The organism is Rhizobium lusitanum (assembly GCF_014189535.1).
Lineage (GTDB): Bacteria > Pseudomonadota > Alphaproteobacteria > Rhizobiales > Rhizobiaceae > Rhizobium > Rhizobium lusitanum_C.
Map to the genome: position 1 here is coordinate 2300913 of NZ_CP050307.1, position 19225 is coordinate 2320137.

4 protein-coding genes and 1 pseudogene are annotated in these 19225 nt (G+C 56.6%); 4 read left to right on the forward strand and 1 reads right to left on the reverse strand.

The window, feature by feature from the left end; translation table 11 throughout:
• The 3 genes and pseudogenes from HB780_RS13475 to HB780_RS33505 form a co-directional block, all read left to right on the forward strand.
• A complete protein-coding gene (locus tag HB780_RS13475) occupies positions 1 to 648 on the forward strand; it encodes a L,D-transpeptidase (RefSeq protein WP_435693887.1) in 648 nt (215 codons plus the stop codon).
• Between the two features lie 508 nt (positions 649 to 1156).
• Entirely contained in the window at positions 1157 to 1864 is a 708-nt protein-coding gene (locus tag HB780_RS13480) for a hypothetical protein (protein WP_183688476.1), read from the forward strand.
• Positions 1865 to 2227: 363 nt separating this feature from the next.
• Positions 2228 to 2406: pseudogene (locus HB780_RS33505) on the forward strand (Fic family protein); the annotation flags it as partial.
• Positions 2407 to 2907: 501 nt separating this feature from the next.
• On the opposite strand, the gene HB780_RS13490 reads toward HB780_RS33505, so the two are convergent.
• Complete coding sequence (locus HB780_RS13490; protein WP_183689726.1) at positions 2908 to 3351, reverse strand: hypothetical protein; 444 nt, start codon at positions 3349 to 3351, stop codon at positions 2908 to 2910.
• A 1349-nt stretch (positions 3352 to 4700) separates the two neighbouring features.
• Here HB780_RS13490 and HB780_RS13495 point away from each other — a divergent pair.
• A complete protein-coding gene (locus HB780_RS13495) occupies positions 4701 to 19187 on the forward strand; it encodes a non-ribosomal peptide synthetase (protein ID WP_183688478.1) in 14487 nt (4828 codons plus the stop codon).
• Positions 19188 to 19225 lie beyond the last annotated feature (38 nt).

Sequence of the window (19225 nt, forward strand, 5' to 3'; positions counted from 1 at the left end):
TTGCGAGACGCGCCGCCGCGCTATCGCGACGATCGTCGTCTCGACGACTATTACTATCGGGGTGATGATCCCTATGGCTATTATGACGACGAAGACGGCGATTTCCCGTCGCGACCCCGTCCACAACGGCGGGCTTCGATCGATCGAGGCGCGATCTCTCCCCAACTCAATTCTGGCGTCAAGGATGACAAGCGGGCGAGCCTGGCGCGGTCGTCCATCCCGCGCACGGTTGTCTCCTTTTCTGGCTACGACCCTGGCACCATCGTGATCTCCACCAAGGAGAAGCGCCTCTATCTGGTGCTCAACGACGGAACTGCTCTCAAATACGGCATCGGTGTTGGCAAGCAGGGCTTCGCCTGGAAGGGCACGGAGACGATCAGCCGCAAAGCAGAATGGCCGACCTGGACACCGCCCAAGGAAATGATCGCTCGTCGACCAGAATTACCTGACCGCATGGATGGCGGCCTCAATAATCCTCTCGGAGCAAGAGCGCTCTATCTCGGTTCCACCCTCTACCGCATCCATGGCACCAACGAGCCCAATTCGATCGGCAAGGCGGTATCTTCTGGTTGCATCCGCATGGCAAATCCGGATGTGATGGATCTCTATGGCCGGGTCGGCGTGGGTACAAAGGTCGTCGTGCTTTGATTGCACCCCAGCGCTGATGGGGTCTGCCAAGATCTGGTCAGAATGCCGCCCTTCTCCTCGAAGGCGCAGATGGAGATCTAAACAGGAAAGCGGCTAAACCGGCGGTCCGGATTAGCAGAACGAATACCCTACCCATCTGGGTGTCTATACGCGTGGCAATGTGGGTTTCATCGATGTCGGCGAGGATTACTCTTTCAGACCGCTGAAGCGGCATCATGACGCCGGCGCCGGCGAGATCTTTCCTTTGAGCGGGGAAGGAAGGCTCTGCCCCCATCTCCCCGGCTCGGAAGTGGCAGCCATCTTTCATCACGGCGCTGCTAGACGAGGCGAGGCGCTTTGGCCTCGTTCCTTCTTGAGCACGCGGTTGCATTGGGAAAAAACCCCGAGCACGCCAGCATCGAAACGATGTGAATAAGAGTTCCTGGCGCCGGTTCGTCGTGCACCCCCCCTTGTTGTGATACGCGCCGCCTACTAGATATTGAGCATCTCTAAAACGCAGGGCTTTATATTGAACGAGTTTCTGGGCAGCGGAACTGGGTCTCTCTTGGTAGGCGCTGGTCTCACTTTGGCAGGCGTCGTTGCCGGATGGCTGATGTCGACGGTTTCCTCACGGGCTATAACACGACCGAAGCGGAGCGAGGCAGCAGCAGGTGAAGTTCGCCATCTCGCTCTCCGTACCGTAATCGCGCTCGACGATTTCGTCGGCACCTGCCAAGCGGCGATCAACGATACGCCTGAGTTCAACCCATCCGATCCCTCAGAATTCGTTTTCCATGTGGAGGATCCACGCCTCGACCTGCCAAGAGATGCAGAGTGGAGTATCATTCGTCCCGACGTCGTTGAACAGCTCTTGTGGATGCCGAACCGCATCCGCAACGTTCTTGATGCACTTGATTCCCTGGATATCGTGCCGCCTGCTTTCGGCGATCTGTTCGAGCACCGCGAAGAGGACTTTTCCCGGCTGGCCCTCAGAGCGCTGGACCTGATCCAAACAATTTCCGCGGAATATGAGCTCCCGAAACCTGAACGGCCCATCTACTACGACCCCCGTCTCGAATTCGAAAACCGGATCCAGACGATTGCGGATGCTCGGAACCGCCGCCGCGAAGTCGGCATCAGCGACAAGGGCGATGACGTGTCTAACATTACGCCGCTGTTCCCGAAGAATCGTCGTGATGCTGCTGCGCCTGCCGCGGACGTCGATCCAAAGGGCTGATGATAGCTGCCGACAGTCTGCGCCATTGGTGAAATAGGAGAATTTTCGGCGTGAATCCGGCCTCTTCCATCTCCGCCACCTCTTTATCACTCAGCAAGCTTCAGACCAGAACTTTGATTGCTTCTGAGCCGGACAATGTTGGGTCGCAGCGCGACAGTCGCAAATTACGGCCATTTGCTCTCGTTCAGCGAACGTCCGAGAACACCTTACATCGGCGAGCGCATCACTGCGGTAATTTGCCGTTCTCGTCCTGGAAAATTCTCTATGAATCGTCTTCGGTAACGCCGCACGGAAGAACGGCGGCCGGCGCGCCTGATTATTTAGAAGGTTTGATGGTCAATATGCCACCGTTGCAGTGTGATCCCAACCGTCCGCTTTGAAGCCCCACCATCAAGGCAGGTGCCAGCGGAAATGGCCGCCTACGTGGAGTGGTTCAACAGATCAGCGCCAAACGGTGAAAGCCCCCTATCCGCTCTGACACGGGCCGGCATAGGCCATTTGTATTTCGAAAGCATCCATTCGAGGACGGGAACGGCAGGTTATGCCCTTGGCCTGCCTCTGATGTGAAAGAAACTACTCGGCGCCGTCGCCCAGTTCGAGCGTGCCCTGATCGCGCCAAACGCTTGACCTAAAGTGCACCCACTTGCCCGAGCAGCTCTCGCCAGCGTTTCAAATATCCAGCGACCATAGCTTGATGCATCCCAGCAGAAGAGAGGCGTTCCGATAGAACATTGAGATCGGTAGCATGTAAGTCGGTGTCCTTAGAGTAGTGCTTAAACGTGTACGTGAACATTTCCTCCCAGCTCCTCCGCACCCCTACGGATTCGTCTACCAACGACGGACGGTACTGATCAGCTAACTCTTCCAGTGTCATCCTCACCCGCCGATTCTTCTGTTGGCACTTGCTCGCTAAGTTCGGACGTCTGATACTGATCCTGGCGAAAGCTCTCGAGCTCCGGCTGTCGCCGTGTTGGCAGCGGCCGACTGTGGAGGAAATCTCTCAGCGGGTCTCTCGTCAATCCTCAATGAACTATAAAAGGCATCTACAAGATTGCCGTCAAGCCCAATAAGCCATTGTAACTTATGTAAAATAAACCAAAAAAAGGCTGACAATTTCTCGCCTCAGCGCTTTGAAGCTGCGGCACCAGACAAAAATGACGAGAGATTTCAGCGAACGGCTCGCATTGCGTGAGACGAGGTACTCCCTCGCCATTGGTTTTCAGGAGCGCAATCAGCATGGGCCCAAGTGAAAACTCGCCACGCTCCGATCGTGTCGCAAGATCGCGCAGATATCCGACACCAAGATGCAGATTGAGGCCTGGCAAAGGGAATACAATGAAAGTCGTCCTCGCGCGGTCGCTGGCTATTTGACGCCGACGGAATATGCTGCCGGTGCAGTCACTTCGGTGGGCCAAAACAGCCTCACCAACGTCGGAGGCTATTGCTCCAAGCTGGACCACCAAACCCAAGCGCTTCAAGCCCAGCATGCATTAACATTCAACCCGGATCATTCCGCGAGTGCATACCACTGGTATTTTTACCGGATGCGCCTTGTGGCCGCAGCTCTATATTGAATTACGAGTGCTGGGAGACTGTATTGCAGAAGTTGCAGCTCACCAGAGATGCCATGTCGTCCTCCCTAGCAATGGAAGGCATGGTCATTTCGAGCCAATCCAGCTGTTCATTGGCGCAAATGCCGGATGTGTGCGGTCTGTAGTGACGAACGTTCGCGCGGTAACATATCCAATGGGTTAAGCGAGCCTTACCGATAGGTAGGTTTAAAATTGTCGGCGTGCTCTGATAGATTCCGCCTTGGAGTGAGGAACACTGAAAGTCCATGAAACTACACATCCAAGCGGATCACGAGCAGCGGCAAGGGGCCACGGCCAAGGGATATCGCAGATCTTATCCTCATCTCTCCGTGATGAGGGCGAAGACGCGGGATTTCAAAAAGTTGGCGACGGAATAGTCGCAAGTTCGTTTCCATCAAGACCCCAAAACGCACTTAAATCGAGAATGACCCAAAATGACATGGGACCCAAAAACGATGTGCTGTTTTGAACGGTGGTTGCACGGGTTTATTCCCGAAGACACTTAACCGAGACTTCAAGAAAAATTGATCGCCCGCTTATTGATCGAATATTTCTCCATGTTTTCAATGAGTAGGCATACGAAAAGCATCCAATAAACGTGTATTAGATCCATTGATAATAATAATGTTCCTTCTAGTTCACAATTGGTATTAAGCCGGTCCGCTTCTGTGTCAAAGCCTAGAAGTGAAGATGTGGTCTCTCTTTAAGTCCGGATAGCTAATCTGATTTCTTCCATCTTTTATCTTTGTAGGGGCCTCATGATGAAAGCATCTGTAAGTCGGTATTGCCGTCGGCAGATTTCAAGATTTTCACCGCTTGCAGGCCTTGTTTCCGCGGGAGGTTATCGCCTTTTGCGGGAGCATTTTATCATTTTGTCTCGTCGCGCCTGTAAAGCGACAAAATTGCAATGCGGCCGAGGGCGATATGCGCGATCTTCACAAATGAAAGCGAATTCTCTCAGGGTGCCTCCCCAGATTGTTGGGCTGTTAGACCGTCCTATAACGGCGGTTACATACACCGCTGCTAAAGTGCTTACCCCTCATGACAAGAGCGCCGATTCTATCCGTCGAGCGCTAAAATCACGTCTATTTTTTCGGGCAGGCCTATCCATGTCGTCGATCCTGCGTACGTTCCAAATCGTTCTACGGACCGAAGTAATCTGATGGCGCCGTAAGCTCCAACATCTCGATACGCGGTTGGCGTCGCGTATTCGATCTTAAGCTCTCTCGTCGCATGGAGTTCAGATGTCAGATGTGCCTACTGATCGTCCACGGTCGTCGACTGCCGGGATTCCTCGATATCTCAGATCTGTTCTTCCGGATAAATTGTACCAAAGCGTGTGTGATTTTTCGGTTCTCTATAGGGATGCGCCTGACGCTATCTTCCTCGGTGCGCTTCAGGTCTATTTAAGCCGCTATACGGCTCAGTCGGATATTGTGATCGGTATGCTGGCTCCTCATCGGGGCGGCAAAGTAAGCGACATGTCCGCCGATATCTTGCCGGTCGGGACGGAAGACATCGGCAGCAGATCTTTCCGGAATTTACTTGAACATATCCGCGCGTCTCTTTCCGAAAAAACAACGCCCACATCGGAAACAAATGCCGTCTTTCTGTCGAACGGCGCCGATTTTCAAATTCTCTTTTCCTATCGATCGGCGAACGATGAACCGGGCACCTCCTTACACGTTCTGAATGCAGCACAGTCCCCTCGATATGAATTGTTCCTCGAGGTGATCGAGCAGGACGATTCTTTTGTTTTTTATCTGAGATACGATGCAAGCTTATTTGATGCTCCTACCGTCGAGCGAATCCAGCATCAGTATTTTCGTTTGCTTGAATCCATTTTGGCGGCGCCGGACCTGTTTCCGGAGGATCATTCCATTCTGCCGGACAAAGATCTGCAGGATGTGATTCATGAATGGAACAAAACGAAGTATGAATATCCCGCAAATACGTGTTTTCACGAACTGTTCGAGATCCAGTCGGTAAGAACACCTGATAAACCGGCAATTTTCTTCGGAGAGCAACATCTCACCTATCGGGACTTGAATCATCGAAGCGACTTGCTTGCAAAATGGTTGCGGTCAAGGGGAGTTTGTCCCGGTGTTCTGGTTGGCCTCTGCGTCGAGCGCTCTCTGGATATGGTCGTCGGGCTTCTGGGAATTCTCAAGTCGGGCGGGGCCTATGTGCCTTTGGGGCCTGATTATCCGGTAGACCGGTTGAAGTATATGGCGGAGGATAGCGGCGTTCAGCTTATCCTGACCCAGCAACATCTTGTCCCCGATATGAAGGCATGGGTGGGAGAGAAAGTACAAGCCGTCGCGCTGGATCGTGACTGGGATGCGAGCGATTGCGACATCCAGGGAGCCGGCGCGCTGCGAAAAGATGTGCAGCCCGATGATCTTGCTTACCTGATGTATACATCAGGGAGTACGGGCAGGCCCAAAGGCGTGATGATTCCTCACCGGGCGCTGACCAATTTCCTTGTTTCGATGGGTGAGCAACCCGGACTGCAAAGTACGGACAAGCTTCTGGCGGTCACCACCTATTGCTTCGATATCTCGGGACTGGAACTGTATCTGCCTCTGTTGAAGGGCGGCCAGTGCTTCATTTGCAGCGAGGATGTCGCTCGGGACGGCAAAAGGTTGCTGCAGGAAATCCGCAGGATCAGGCCGTCGGTGATGCAGGCAACGCCGGCGACCTGGACCATGTTGTTTCATGCCGGATGGGACAACGAAGAGCGACTGAAGATCCTGTGCGGAGGAGAGGCTCTTCCGGATACATTGAGGCGCAAGTTCATCGCCGCAAATTGTGATGTCTGGAATATGTATGGGCCGACCGAGACGACGATCTGGTCGACGTTGCGGCATCTCGACCACGAGGGCCACGTCAACATCGGCAAGCCGATCGCCAATACACAAATCTACATTGTCGACCAGACGTTCCGACCCGTTCCCGTTGGCGCTGCTGGCGAGCTTTGCATCGCGGGAGACGGCCTGGCGAAAGGCTACTGGAACCGGCCTGATATCACCGCTGAAAAATTCATAGCCAATCCCTTTCCTGGAGAGTCGAAGCTTTACCGGACGGGCGATCTCGCGCGTTGGCGTGCCGATGGGACCATCGATTACCTCGGCCGTATCGATCACCAGGTGAAAATTCGAGGATTCCGGATCGAGCTCGGTGAGATCGAGGCACGGCTCAATCAACATCCTGCGATCGGAGACGGCGTGGTGGTGGTGAAGACCCATGAAGAGACACAGCATCTGGTGTGCTACTACATGGCGTCCGAGGAGCTGGAGCCGCAATCATTGCGGAAGCATCTCAAGGAGCATCTTCCCGACTATATGGTGCCCCACCTGTTCGTTCACCTGCAGGCCCTGCCGTTGACGCCGAACGGGAAGACCGATCGCAAGGCGCTGATGGAGCGTGAACTGGAGCTGTCCCGGTCCGAAACGCTGCCGCCGCCTGAATCGGCATTGGAAAGGCGGATCTGGTCGATATGGAAAGATACCCTTCATATCGGCAACATCGGTACGGACGACGGCTTCTTCGAGATTGGCGGCACCTCGGTGTCCGCTACCGCCCTGGTTGAACGGATCAATCGGGCTTTTGGCTGCGATATGACGCTGGCTACGCTGGTTTCCCATACGACGATCTCGGCGCTCAGCCGATATATATCGAGCGTCGCGGAAGACAGGGAAAGCCGCATCCTCCCAAGCCGAGAAGATCATCCAAGGTCAATCATAGATGACAGGGATGAGACGGACTCCATCGCGATCGTTGGCATGGCGGGTAAATTCCCCGGCGCGGAAGACCTGGAGACGTTCTGGGAGAATGTCGAGCAGGGCCGAAACTGCATTGTCGAGGTTCCCGAAACGCGCTGGAGCTGGAAAGACCACTATGGAGACCCGGTAAAGGAGAGGGGAAGAACCAGAATCAAATGGGGAGGATTTATCGAGGGCATCGACGAATTCGACCCATTGTTCTTTGGTATCGCGCCCCGTGAAGCGGAGCTGATGGACCCGCAGCAGCGGCTGCTGATGACCTATAGCTGGTTGGCTCTGGAGCATGCCGGCATTGCGCCTTCCAGCCTGTCGCAGCAAACAACCGGGGTGTTTATCGCCGCGTCGGCGGGAGAATACAGGGATTGCATCGCGGTCGACGCGGAAGACAGTGTGTACGGGATCACCTCCGAAGCAACCGCGATGATCCCCAGCCGCATATCCTATACTTTGAATCTGCATGGACCCAGCGAGCTGTGTGAAACCACCTGCTCTTCGTCGCTGGTCGCGATACATCGTGCCATCCAGTCGATGCGCGCCGGCGAATGCGAGCAAGCCATCGTCGGTGGGGTGAACCTGTTGCTCTCGCCCAAAGGCTTCAGCCGATACGAAGCCATGGGGCTGCTGTCGACGCAAAATGAAGTGAAATCCTTCCAAGTCGGCGCGAGCGGTTATCTGCGGGCGGAAGGCGTCGGGGTCGTGGTGCTGAAGCCGCTGAGTAAGGCTTTGGCGGATGGAGACCTTGTCTATGCCCTGCTGAAAGGTTCGGGCGTGTCTCATGGCGGCAAGGGCATGTCGCTGACCTCTCCGAACGGCGAAGGCATGAAGTCGGCCATGATCCGTGCCTACACCGTAGCCGATGTCGACCCGAGAACCGTGGCCTATATCGAAACCCACGGTATCGCGTCTCCCGTCGGCGATAGCATTGAAATCGATGCGCTAAAATCCGGATACAAGAACATGGCTGAGCGGTATCGGACGGGCGTCGATGCTGCACCTGTCTGCTATCTCAGTTGTTTGAAGCCGACCATGGGGCATGGGGAAATCGTTTCAGGCATGGCTGCTTTGATGAAGGTGGCTTTGGCTTTGCGGCAGCAGGTCATTCCGGCGCTTGCCCGCTTCTCGGGGCTGCATGAAGGTCTCTCCCTCACTGGAACCCCCTTCCAGATTGTCCGTTACAGCCAGCCCTGGTCCGTGCGAAACGATGACGCGGGACAGGCACTGCCTCGTAGGGCAAGCATAAATAGCTATGGCTTTGGTGCCAGCGCCCATCTTGTTCTTGAAGAATACCCCTCAGAGGGTGTGCAATCACTTGCACAGGCCCCTGGTACGTCACCGCAAATCATCATTCTGTCGGCGAGGACCAAAGACCGCCTGAAGGTGATGGCCGAAAATCTGCGAACCTTCATTCAGGCTCACCCACGGACTGCTTTGCGTGATCTGGCTTACACGCTTCAGGTCGGTCGGGAGGCGATGAGGGAGCGCGTGGCCATTCTGGCAGGTAATCCGGATGAATTAACCCACGGCTTGGTGAACTTCATCAATGGCGTTGATTCTCAGGCAGCGAAGGTCCTGTCCGGTACGGCTCCTGAAAAGCTTGTCCATCGTGATGCATCCGAAAGCGATTTCGCTGAAGCCTGGTCCAGCCGGGATTTTGAGGCAATTGCGCGTGCCTGGATCAATGGTGCTCAGCTTCCTTGGGCGAGTTTTGAACGAGACGACACGGTCAAGAAAGTCGCCTTGCCCACCTATCCGTTCGAACGAAAAGCATATTGGGCAGGCAGGGAAAATCCATCGGCCGCGGAGATCAATACACCGATGAAACGATCTGGCGCGAAAAAGCGTATTTGTGTTGTGGGTGCCGGTCCCGCTGGATTGGTGATGGCCAAATCACTGCTTGAAGAGGGTCACGAACCGGTCGTCTATGAGGCGGGAGATACCTTCGGTGGCGTGTGGAATTTAAAGGAGCATAAGAACTCGGGGGCTTATAAGAATACCCGGTTCCAGAATTCCGCCGACACCAGCTTCTTTTCCGATTTTCCTGCCACTGCGGAGCACGGGCTTTTCCCAGGCGTCACGCAGGTCCGCGATTATCTTGAGGCATATGCGGAAAGATTTGATCTCAAGCGAAGGATTAACTACCGCAGCAGGGTCGTCGCTGTCGCAGAAGCGGGCGAACAATGGCGCGTGGAGGTAAGACGGGGAAACGAGCACCATGTTGATCACTTCGATGGGGTCGCCTTGTGCCACGGCCGGTATCACCATCCTGCTTTGCCTGCTGTAAATGGGCTTAGCGATTTCCAGGGAGAAGTGCTGCATTCAGGCCAGTATTTCGACAACCGCATTTTTGAGGGCAAGCGTGTTCTGGTGGTCGGCAATGGTGTCAGCGGCATGGATATCGCCGAGGAAGCCAGCCATGTCGCTCGCGCAACTTATTGGTCGATGCGCTCGCTGAAATTCGTCCTGCCGCGCATGGTCGGCTATTTGCCGAATGATTTCATCTCTCCAGCCAACCTGCTGATATCGCCGGATAACAGCATTATCATGGAGCGTCTGAAAAATTCGATGCCGGACTATTACGCCGCTTATCAAAAAAGCGGCTTGTTTCCTGATGTCGAGGATTTCAGGGCCAACCCCTTCGTGCATATCAACGACGGCGTCATCCAGCGCGTGGCGGATGGGGCGATCCAGACCTTTGTGGAAGACATAGCGCGATTTACCGCGAGCGGATGCGTCTTCAAGGCGTCCGGAACGGAAGTCAAAGACCTCGATATGGTGGTCATGTGCACCGGCTACGATGACGCTAAGTCTTTCGAGCACGTAAAACAGTTCTCGATGCAAGACGATTTCGCGATGGGGCTGTTTTACCATCGCAACCCAAGCCTTGTGAATGCATATGGCATTCAAAACGTGGGAACGACCGGCACGCTGCCGTATCTGGAGATGGTGGCGCGCTGGTACGCGCAGGTCATCTCCGGTCACTATCAGTTCAGCCAGCAAGAGCTTGAGCACCGAATTGACAAGCGGGATATCGTGGTCGCACCGCTGTCCAATGTCATGATCGGATTGAAACTGGGTCTGTTACCGAGACCGGAACAGGAGTTCGAGGCATTCTGGCGTTGCCTGAATACGCCATCTTTCCCGCCGATGTACCGTTTACGTGGCCCTCACGCCGCCCCGGAGGCGCAGAGCGTACTCTCCAGATCCATCCAGCGTTCCTTCATTCCGCAGGATGATCAGGACCCAGCATTGCAGAAGGTGAAGTATCGGTTGTTAGCCGGCTTGGGTGATCCGGCCATGCCTGACTTGCTGGAACGTCAGGAGATTACCGCCGACGACTATCGACAGGCACAAAATTATCGCAGTGACCCCATCGTGCTGTCCTGGGAAACGCAGTTCATCAAACCGGCGCATGGAGAGACGGATGCGGTCGAGGTTCATTCGATTGCGGGTGAAAGCAACGACAGCATTGTGGCCGAAGCGGTGTTTTCGGACGAAATCAAACGCCTGCTGGCAAAAACGCTGAAGCTGGACCCCCAAGAGATCGGGCTGGAGCAGAACCTGAGCAATTATGGCTTCAGCTCGGTTACTCTGACGGCCTTTTCCCAAAAGATCACGGACGAGTACGGCATTCGTCTGGCGCCTTCGACCTTTATGGAGCATGCAACGCTGAAATCGCTGAGCGCTTTCATGTATCAGCGATTGCCGGCCAAAGAGACGAAACGTCCGGCACCGTCTGTACCGCGCCGCGAGGAAACGGACAGATCTGTTAAAGACGATCCGATGCCGATATCCGTTCCGCCTGTTTCCGACACACAGGATATCGCCATTATCGGGCTGGGCGGCAAATTGCCCGGCGCGCGGGACCTGGGCGAATTCTGGCGCAATCTGCTCGAAGATAAATCGCCGATCACATCGATCCCCGAGGATCGCTGGTCCTGGAAAGACTATGACGGCGATCCGGAACAGGCGGATAAAACGGATTGTCACCGTGGCGCCTTCATCGATGATGTAGGCGATTTCGACCCCTTGCATTTCAAGCTGTCTCCACGAGAAGCAATCCTGCTGGACCCGCAGCATCGTCTTTTGCTCGAGGCTGCGTGGGAAACCCTGGAAAATGCAGGCTATGCCAAGAGCGCCTTGTTCGGACAGAAAGTCGGATGCTTCATCGGCGTCGAGCGGCAGGACTATGCGAACAAGATCCGGTCGTTGGGCAATCCGGTCGATGGATATCTAAATACCGGAAACAGCCATGCGATGCTGGTCAACCGGGTCTCGCATTATTTCGGCTGGAAGGGTCCGACGCTAGCGGTCGATACGGCGTGCTCAAGCTCCTTTACGGCGCTGCACGCGGCGCTCAGAAGTTTGCAGAATGGCGATGCCGAGTTGGCCTTGGCCGGCGGGGTGAATCTGGTTCTGGCGCCTGACGTTTTCATCTGCAACCGCAAGCTGGGACTGTTCACCGGCGAAGACCATGTCAAACCCTTCGACCGGGACGCCACGGGTCATTTTTTCAGCGACGGCTTGGGTCTGGTTCTGTTGAAGCCCCTCGCATCCGCAGAGCGCGACGGCGACCATATTTACGGCGTCATCAAAGGCATGTCGGTCCGGCATGGCGGGCAAGGTGTGATGCTGACCTTCCCCAACCCGATCTCGCATCGGGAGGTCATCGAGGAAGCATTGCAGCAAGCGCGGCTGCACCCCTCTGACATCGACTATATCGAAGGGCAGGGTACGGCCAATCCGGTTACGGATATCGTTGAACTCAAAGCCTATCATCAGGTCTTCGCACGGCAGGCCAGGCCGGTGCCTATCGGCACGATCAAAGGTCATATGGGGCATTTCGCCGGAGCGTCAGGAGTTCTCGCCAGCATCAAGGCTCTGTTGTCGCTGCAAAACAATCAGCTTATCAAGGTCGCGAACTTCAAGGCGCTGAACTGGGAGCCGGACGACGAGCCGTTCTCATGCGAGGTTCTGAGCCGACACCAGCCATGGCCGTCAAAATGGGTGCAAGGCAGACAAGTTCCGCGACGGATCGGGGTTCATAATTTTGGCTTTGGCGGCGTAACGGGCCATCTGATCCTGGAAGAACATCTTTCCCCGGACGGCGGGAGACTTCGATCCGGCGGCGGTGAGGAACTCATCGTTCTCTCGGCGCGAAAAGCAGATCAGCTCGTGCCAATGGCGGAGCGTCTCCTTCACTACCTTGAAGCCAAGGAATACCGATATTTCGGATTGGAAGCCCTCGATCTCGGCGACGTCGCTTACACTCTTCAGGTCGGGCGAGAGCCCCTGACGAACCGCATGGCGCTCTTGGCCAGAAGCCTGCCGGATCTCATCCAGAAATTGCGGCAAGTGGTCAACCGTGCGAATCTTCCAGATGATTGCTGGTGGGGTTCATCGGAAGAGGAGGCCGTCAGCCTCGATGGAGCCGCGCTCCGTCGAGCTGATCTCAGGGAACTGGCGCAGTTCTGGCTGCAGGGGCGGGTGTTCGACTGGGGCCAGTTAAACAGCGCTTCCAAGCCGAAAAGGGTTCCTCTCCCGACATATCCTTTCTCGAAGGCTCGATATTGGGTTCAGGCGCCGGACGCCATTGCCGCGCTGCAATCCTCGCAGGTCAAGGTGGCCTCCGCCGCCATGCCCCACGAGGTCAAGGGTATGATCCCGACGCTGAACGGCACGGGGACGATGACGAAGCAGTTGCTGGCCTGCTCGGAATCCTTCGTCGACTATGCTGGGCAATGTGAAGGGGAAGTCCTCGATCTGGGCTGCGCCTACGGAGGGGCGTCCTTGTCGGCGCTTGAACGCGGAGCCCGCGTTTTCGCTGTCGACATGGATCCTCGGCATCTGGAAATCTTGACAGACCAGGTGCACGGCGAAGCCAGAAGCCGGATTTCGACCCAGCAAGGCATGCTGCCGGCGCTCGATCTCGATGAAAACCGCTTCGCGGCAATTCATGCCGGTCGCGTGCTGCATTTCCTCAATCCCGAGGCGCTCCAGGAAACCATGGCCAAGCTGTTCCGTTGGCTCCAGCCCGGCGGAAAATTATTCGTCACCTGCGATACGCCTTATTTCCCGCACTGGGCCGCAAAGTTAAGCGACTACGAAGCCGCGAAAGCGGCGGGGGATTTGTGGCCGGGATACATCGCAAATCTCGAAAGCTTCTTTTCTGAGCGTAGCGGAGCGGGCGCCGGCCATGCCTGGGATTCCGGCACACATGCGGTAGACGCGTTGAAGGGCGTCGGATCGATCAACCTGATCGATCCGGACATTCTTCGCCGAGAATCCATCGCGGCAGGCTTCGACGTGGAAAAGGTCGGTTTCGAAGGTTTGGCCGTGGAGGTGAACGGTGTCCGGATGGCCGGGGGTTTCGAGCATGTCGGCCTGATCGCCGTCAAGCCGCTCGTAGAGCACGGCACGCCGGTTCTTTATGCCGAAAGACCGTCTCCAGCCCGGGAAGTCGCGGACAAAACTCGCTCGCTCCAGATTCAGCCCGACATCCTCTCCAGAACCATCAGAACGATGCTGGCCGCCGAGCTCGGGATTCAGGAAGCCGAGATTGAGGACGAAACCAAGTTTTTTGATCTTGGTCTGAACTCCGCCATCGGCGTGAGCTGGATGAACCGGATCAATGAGACATATGGGCTCCCGGTTCCAGCTGCCAAACTCTTCTCCTATCCCACCCTGCGGACTTTCAGCCGCTATTTGCTGGATGAAGGAAAGAAACAAGGACTGTTCAACAATGCGGCTGATGTCGCCGTATCGCGACCGCTGCAAAAGGAAACGCCGCATCCTACGCCGGCTTCAACTGCCAGGCCCTCTTCCCGCGGGAATGAAACCGATATTGCGATTATCGGAATGTCCTGCCGGTTCCCGCAATCCCGCAACAAATCCGAGTTCTGGGAAGCGATAAGGAACAAGCGGGATTGCATCGGCGAGGTCCCGGAAAATCGCTGGTCTATGGCCGACTATTACGACGACAATCAGGAAACACCGGGAAAGACGAATTGCCGGTTTATGGGGGCTTTGGACGACGCGGATTGCTTTGATCCGATGTTCTTCCACATCTCCCCGCTGGAGGCCCGGCATATGGACCCTCAGCAGCGACTGTTTCTTGAGGAGGCATGGAGCTGCCTTGAAGATGCCGGCTATGCCACGGACAAGATCTCAGGCAGCCGCTGCGGCGTCTTCGTGGGCTACGGCAATTATGGGCAGGACCAGATGGCCTCTGCCATCAATGCCCAGCGTTTCATCGGCGCCAGCCCCTCGATCCTTGCTGCCCGGATTGCCTATTTTCTGAATTTGCAGGGGCCGTGCCTCACCATCGATACCGCATGCTCTGCCTCATTGGTCGCCGTTGCCCAGGCCTGCAACAGCCTGCTCCTGGGCGACAGCGATCTTGCGCTTGCCGGGGGTGTTTCGGTCCTGACCGGCCCTGCCATTCATATCATGGCGAGCAAGGCGGGCATGCTCTCGAATGACGGGCGCTGCTTTACCCTCGACCAGCGTGCCAATGGATTTGTCCCCGGCGAGGGGGTCGGCGTCGTCGCCTTGAAGCGGCTGGCGGACGCGCAACGGGACGGCGATATCATCTACGGCCTCGTCCGGGGATGGGGTGTCAATCAGGACGGGAGCACGAACGGGATCACGGCACCGAGCCAGGAAGCGCAGATCCGGTTGCAGCGGGACGTTTACGACAAGTTCGGCATCGATCCGTCAGGGCTTCAATATGTGGAGATGCACGGAACCGGGACGAAACTGGGCGATCCGATCGAGGTCGATGCGCTGGTTCAATCCTTCCAGTCCTATACCGACAAACAGGCATTTTGTGCGCTGGGATCTGTAAAAAGCAATGTCGGACACACTCTGGCGGCCGCGGGTATCGCCGGAATGATCAAGATGCTGATGGCGTTCCAACATCGCCAGTTGCCGCCGACCCTGCATGTCGAGCAGGTGAATGAGCACATCAATTTGGCGCACTCGCCTTTCCACATCAACACCGAGTGCAAGGCATGGGATGTGGGCGCGGGCGAAAAGCGCCGGGCCGCAGTCAACTCGTTCGGTTACAGCGGCACCAATGCGCACGTCGTTCTGGAAGCCTATGACGATCTCCGTCCGATGAATTCCGACGTGGCACAGGGGCCTTACCTGATCGTGCTTTCCGCGAGAAACAAAGTACGGCTTCAGACGACGATGGAGCAACTTCTTACCCACGTCACCGACCATGAATCCTTGAGCCTTGCGGACCTTGCCTACACCCTGCAGACGGGCCGTATGGCAATGGAAGAGCGGATCGGTCTGATCGTCGAAACAAGGGCGGATCTCATCGAGACGTGCAAGGCGGTTTTGGCCGGACGTGACGCGGCAAATATCTATCGTGGACAGACGAAGACGCACGACGACGTCCTTGCGCTCTTTTCCGAAGATGAAGATATCGGAACGACGGTCGGGCTATGGATGCGCAAGCGCAGATATCCGAAGCTGCTTGCGCTTTGGGTCAGAGGCTTCAAGATCGACTGGCATCAGCTTTATGACGATCTCCCCGGCGGCAAACCTCGCCGGATAAGCCTGCCCACCTATCCTTTCGCCAGGGAAAGATACTGGCAGAACATGCCCTCAAACATGGCTTCGGGCGACGCTTTCCAAAAGTCGACATCTGAAGAGGCCAACAGTTCGCCGCAACCAGCAGGGCAGCAGGATAGGGCGATTTCCGAACCGATCGCGGCAGTATACCCCGAGCACGCGAACTTTCGCTATTTGACGAAACAATGGGAGCCTGCTTCTGCCAATCCGCATCCTTCGGTCGGCAAGAGGATCGCAATCCTGGCGACCGAGGAAACGCAAGCCCTGGCCAGGGAATTGCTCCGGATACTTCCAGCGAGTGAGGTTCTTAATCCTGACGATATTCATGCATCGTTGAAACAATCAGGGCTGTCCTCTTCCGGTTTTGCCGGCTGCATCGATCTGATCGGATGCGGACGGGGGCGGCACGAACCCCTGGAGTGGCTGGAATGGCTGCGGCGGCTGGTTGCGGAAAAGTCTGAAGAGCAGCGCATGCTGCTGTGTGTCTCGCATGGGCTTGAAACGCATGGCAATTCCGTCGTCAACTTGTCGGGCGCATCGCGTGTCGGGCTGTATCGTATGTTGCAGAGCGAATATTCGGCTTTGCAAAGCCGTCATATGGATGCAGATCCATATGTAAGCGGGCATGCGCTAGCCAAACAAATCGCGGACGAGTTCAGCCTTCGCGACCAGATGGCCGAAGTCTGCTATCGCAATGGCCAGCGCTATAAGGCGGTACTGAGGGAAGTCTCGCCGACTTCCGGCGGCGGAAAACCGAGGTTTTCCGAGCGGGAGGTGGTGTGGATCACGGGTGGAACGCGCGGCCTGGGATTGCTCTGCGCGCAGCACCTCGTCAAACGCCATGGCGTCAACCGACTGCTGCTTTCCGGGCAGGAAAAGTGGCCGCCGCGGCACGAATGGCCCGATTGCATCGCGCAAAACCATCCCCGCGCCCGGCAAATGTCGGAGATATTGGCGCTGGCGGAACAGGGCGTCGAAGTGCGGGTGATGTCCATTCCGCTGACGGATGAAACGACGGTTCGTGAAAGCCTGGCCAATGTGCGTCGGGACATGGGGCCTATCGGCGGGCTGATCCATTGCGCGGGAATGATGGATACGGAGACTCCTGCCTTCATCCGGAAATCCGTCGACGACTTCCGTCAGGTTCTGTCCCCCAAAATCGCGGGGCTGGATCTGATCCTGTCGCAGGTTGACGTTAAATCCTTGCGTTGCGTCATCTTGTTCTCATCTGTTGCCGGCATCATTCCCACGTTGGGCGCCGGCCAGAGCGATTATGCGATGGCCAATGCCTACATGGATTACGTGGCATACGCGTACATGAACGATTGCCCAATGATCAGCATTCAGTGGCCTCATTGGGGAGAATCGGAAAAAGGCGAGCTGAAGAGCGCGGCATATGCGTCCACGGGCCTGCGGAGCCATACGCATCGGGAAGGGCTTCGACTCCTGGATCAAATCCTTTCCTCCGACATGGGGCCTGTGGTCCTGCCGGCGGTGGTCAATCCAGACCAATGGAAACCCGGACAATTGATGAACCGCAGGATCGGGCATACCGAGGCCGAGACAGCGCCCCTCCAGCCCGCCGCAAGGGAAGTGTCGGCGATGCAGGCCGGGCCTGAACTATCGTTGGAAGCTGTCCGGACCTGGCTCTTGGCGCTGTTCTGCAAAGAGCTGGAAATTCCCGCCGGAACAGTCCAGACCGACACCGATTTCCATCACTATGGCGTGGATTCAATTCTGCTGTCGCAGCTGACGCGGACCATCGGCAAAGCGCTCACCCAGCCGATGGACCCTTCCGTCCTGTTCGACCATTCGACCATAGACGCACTGGCCGCATGGCTCATGGGTACTCATGAGGGGTCCTTGCGAAAGATCCTGGGCGTCGGGAATGCCGTGGAAACTTCCCCCGAGGTAGCGGCTTCGTCGATGGCACCGGATGACATGGCAGCAGCGCGCCGGAGCATGCTCGCATCGCGGACCGAACCTGCAGCCGAAGCTCAGCCGACCGATATCGCAATCATCGGCATGTCATGCCGTTTCCCCGGCGCCCACGATCTGCCCGCCTACTGGCGTCTGCTATCCGAAGGCCGCAACGCCATCGCTCGCGTTCCGCGGGACCGCTGGGGGTATGCATCCTCGTTTCATGCCGGCCTGCTGGACTCGGTGACGCGGTTCGATCCGGATTTCTTTCAGATACCCGAAACGGATGCCCGGCTGATGGATCCGCAGGCGTTGCTGGTTCTGGAGGAAACGCTCAATCTCTTCAGCCATGCCGGATATTCCATGGCGGAGATGAGGGGAACGGCAACCGGGGTCTATCTGGGCGCCCGCAGCCGGATACAGGATCCGGACGCGATCGTCCGGCAGGCCAAAAGCCCGATCGTCGTATGGGGCCAGAACTACATGGCGGCGAATGTCTCTCACTTCTTCGATCTGAGAGGCCCCAGTCTGGTGATCGATACGGCATGCTCGTCCGCGCTGGTCGCCATGCATTCGGCGATCGACAGCCTGCGCAGCGGCGAGAACGGATTTGCCGTGGTTGGCGGCGTCAACCTGCTGACGGATGACCTTCCGCATCGCATCTTCCAGCAGCGTAATCTGTTAAGTCCTGAGCCGGCTTTCCATATCTTCGATCAGCGCGCTTCAGGCGTGGTGCTGGGCGAGGGCGCCGGTCTCGTTCTGTTGAAGACAAGAGCGCAGGCGGAAAAAGACGGCGATACGATTTATGCCGTGATCAAGGCGCTGGCCATCAACAATGACGGACGGACCGCGGGCCCGACCACCCCCAGTATCCAGGCACAAAAAGCCGTGATGCAGGCAGCTTTGGCAAAAAGTGGCAAGGCGCCGGGCGACATCGGCTTCATCGAGGCCAATGGGTCCGGCTCGGAGGTCACCGACTTGCTGGAGTTGAAGGCGATTGAGGCGGTCTATCGCTCCTCCGGCCAAACTCCGTGCGGTCTCGGTTCGATCAAACCCAATATCGGGCACCCTCTGTGCGCCGAAGGGATCGCCGGACTGATCAAGCTCACCCTGATGCTGAAGCACAAACAGCACGTTCCCTTTTTGTCGGGAACCCATTCCATGACCCATTATTCGATCGATGGCTCGCCGTTCTTCTTCCATCGAACGAATGAGCCATGGTTCGGTATGCCGCGGGTTGCCGCGCTCAGTTGCTTCGCTGATGGCGGCACCAATGCACATCTTATCCTCGAGGAATGGGAGGCTTCGGATGTGAAAACCGCCCGGCGCCAACCGATCGTGCCGCCGCCGCTGCATCGAAAAGACCTTCGTCAACAGCCCCTCGCAATCGGGACTACGGGTACGGACATAAACTGGTGGGGCACGCCTTTGCCCGAGACTGCCTAAGCCCTGACGGCGGAGAGTTATAATGGAAAAGCAGTTTT

Coding starts and splice junctions, on each gene's coding strand:
- HB780_RS13490 (WP_183689726.1), bottom strand. CDS start 3,351: ATGCTGGGCTTGAAGCGCTTGGGTTTGGTGGTCCAGCTTGGAGCAATA.
- HB780_RS13495 (WP_183688478.1), top strand. CDS start 4,701: ATGTCAGATGTGCCTACTGATCGTCCACGGTCGTCGACTGCCGGGATT.